Genomic DNA, 2,233 nt, shown 5'->3' with positions numbered 1-2,233 from the left:
TCCGAGTCAGCTCGGCGAGCAGCTCTCCCGGCCTGGCTGCACTTCTACAATCACCACAGACCCCACACCGCCATCGGAAAGCTCCCACCCATCAGCCGCATTTCAAACAACCTGGCTGGGCACTACAACTAGCGCAGCGCACAGTTGGCGAATGGTCTCCCAGATCAACGTGTCCCGGAGGCCTTTCCCGCTGGGAGCGAACGGCTTTCGGCCATCCAGGTCACGCTCAAGCACGTCTTCCACGGACAGGTCCGGATAGTCGGGCGTCTCAACGTCCCACGAGTGAAGGTACTTCGAGATAGCGGCGTGGAAGTCCGCTCGCTCCGTGCGCGGCGCCTTCATCGGGTCGGGCAGTTGGCCGACGCTTATGCCAACAGCTCGCGCCTCCTCCGCCACGGTTCTCAGATTGTTGGCTGTGTTCCGGTTGGCCGCGTACTTGTCCGAGACCTCCTTCGCCGCCTGCCTCGAAAGCTCTCTGACGACAACATCCGGGACAACGAGCCGAATGCGTCCAGCGTGCGCGAGTGCCAGCGCTTTCTTGAAGTCGGACCCGCTGAGCGCTTTGAGCCCGTGGAGCGCATTGCTATCGAGTACCACCACCGGCTTCATGAGTTTGAGCATACTTAGCGCGCCAACGCGACGAGATGCGCAGTGAAGGACACAGAAGCGGGTCTGGGCCGCTGGAGGCGCGCGCTATCTGAAAATCAATCATGAAGTGACACATCGCCTCACCCCGCCGCGCTTCGCCCGACCTTCGCGCCTCAAACGTCCGCCCGGTTTCGGCGGCGTGCCGATGCCCGTCGTTGCTGCGCATCGAAGCTGGGCGGTGGCGTGCAGACCGGCGCGACGTTGAGTTCGGGTTTACCGTGCCCCCGGCGGATTATCCCGGGTCGGGCATTACAACATCAGTGACCTCGAGCGTCCGCACATCCATCTCGACGAGGTCGCCGCGCATTCCGTCGCCAGCCAGCGACTCGACCAGCTGACCAACGGCTCGATGCCCGGTGCCTCGCACATGCATGCGTCCGTGAAGAAGCGGACTGGGACCCGACGGGACCGCCCACCCGAGACATGCACCGCCTCCCATGCTCGCTTCAGCGATGCCTGCGAATGGCGATACGCCAGACGAGCAAGTACGACGCAAAGCAGCGCGGCTACCGCGCCCTCCTCGACTACATCTCGGGCCTCAGCGAGCCCGAGGCGTACCGCACTCACGCGCTGTTGAAGGGACTGGAGCCCGACGGCCGCCTGGAGAGCCGTTAGGCGGCACCGTGGCGAGCGCTCACCCTGCCTATCTAAGTTGACTCAGATCTCAGCGCTCGGACCCAGCAGTACCTGCGCTTCCACACCCAGCGCATCCGCGATTCCGTAGACCGTCGACAGCCGCGGGTTGGAGGCTCGACCGGTCTCACTCCCCGTAGCGCGTCCGGCCTCGATCAGCTGCACAGCGTTCTTCGTGATACCGGCATCGTGCGCAAGTGCCTCTTGCGAGATGCCGCGCTCGTGCCGCGCAGTGCGCACTCGTTCGCCGAATGCTCGCGCACTCTCTCGGTTCCAGGGCACACATCGATCGAACGACGGTCCTTTCGAACGCGCGACCAACTATACCGGGACATTTTGCTAGGGTCACGAATAGTTGGATGCCTTCCGGCGCTCAGCACCCCACGCTTCCCTCGGACAAGGACTTCGCACGTGAACAGCACCCGCCCCCGCCCTGCACGCGCGCACATGAATCGCGCAATGCTCCTCGCCGTCACCGTCTCATCCGTCGCCCTGGTCACGACGGGGTGCTCTCCGAACAGTGAGGCCGATGCAGCCGCGCCCCCCACGGGCACCGCCAGCCCCGTTGCCGACACCGCCGCGGCATACCTCGACGCGCTCGCGACGGGCGATATGGAAGCCGCCGCCGCACTGATCGATGTGGAGCCGGATGGTGCCGGCCTCCTCACCGACGCTGCTGAGCACATCACTGACGTGGCCGCCGGCCAGGAGGTGGACGCGAGCTGGGCGGAGACCGACCTGGTCGATGGGGACAGTGCGGCAGTCCCGGTCTCCTATGCGCTCGGCGGCGAGGACCTGAACGGCGTGCTCGAGGTGACCCGTGAGGGTGACGACTATCTGGTGCTCGCAAGTCCGGAGAACAGCGCTCCGCCGTTCGCGACCTTCACAACCGAGGACGGACAGGCCTCCACCGCACTGTACCCAGGGCTTTACGAGCCCGGCGCCCTCGCGC

General features: G+C 65.2%; 5 protein-coding genes. 3 read left to right on the top strand and 2 right to left on the bottom strand.

The genetic code is table 11. The features are described 5' to 3' along the window. Nucleotides 1-132 (top strand): integrase core domain-containing protein (locus K5S26_RS18460; RefSeq protein ID WP_221860840.1); only part of this gene is annotated, 132 nt, incomplete at its 5' end. On the opposite strand, the gene K5S26_RS18455 is transcribed toward K5S26_RS18460, so the two are convergent. Then, nucleotides 103-609 carry a PIN domain-containing protein gene (locus tag K5S26_RS18455; protein WP_221860994.1) on the bottom strand — a complete coding sequence of 169 codons (507 nt, stop codon included), beginning with the start codon at nucleotides 607-609 and terminating at the stop codon, nucleotides 103-105. The genes K5S26_RS18460 and K5S26_RS18455 overlap by 30 nt on opposite strands. A 501-nt stretch (nucleotides 610-1,110) precedes the next feature. Here K5S26_RS18455 and K5S26_RS18450 point away from each other — a divergent pair. Next, nucleotides 1,111-1,263: a hypothetical protein gene (locus K5S26_RS18450; RefSeq protein WP_221860992.1), complete on the top strand. Its 153-nt coding sequence runs from the start codon at nucleotides 1,111-1,113 to the stop codon at nucleotides 1,261-1,263. A gap of 42 nt (nucleotides 1,264-1,305) precedes the next feature. Here the strand turns inward: K5S26_RS18450 and K5S26_RS19345 are convergent, their stop codons facing one another. Continuing rightward, nucleotides 1,306-1,563 carry a helix-turn-helix domain-containing protein gene (locus K5S26_RS19345; protein ID WP_344779206.1) on the bottom strand — a complete coding sequence of 86 codons (258 nt, stop codon included), beginning with the start codon at nucleotides 1,561-1,563 and terminating at the stop codon, nucleotides 1,306-1,308. A 177-nt stretch (nucleotides 1,564-1,740) separates the two neighbouring features. Between K5S26_RS19345 and K5S26_RS18440 the strand changes: the two genes are divergently transcribed. Continuing rightward, nucleotides 1,741-2,233 (top strand): hypothetical protein (locus K5S26_RS18440; protein ID WP_221860988.1); only part of this gene is annotated, 493 nt, incomplete at its 3' end.

This window comes from Microbacterium marinilacus (genome assembly GCF_019753765.1).
GTDB classification, from domain to species: Bacteria; Actinomycetota; Actinomycetes; order Actinomycetales; family Microbacteriaceae; genus Microbacterium; species Microbacterium marinilacus.
Note: the sequence above shows the minus strand (reverse complement) of the source record. Positions and strands in the feature narration are given on the sequence as shown.

What these genes read in the sequence shown, in the direction of transcription:
- K5S26_RS18455 (WP_221860994.1), bottom strand. Translation starts at nt 609, where the DNA reads ATGAAGCCGGTGGTGGTACTCGATAGCAATGCGCTCCACGGGCTCAAA.
- K5S26_RS18450 (WP_221860992.1), top strand. Translation starts at nt 1,111, where the DNA reads ATGGCGATACGCCAGACGAGCAAGTACGACGCAAAGCAGCGCGGCTAC.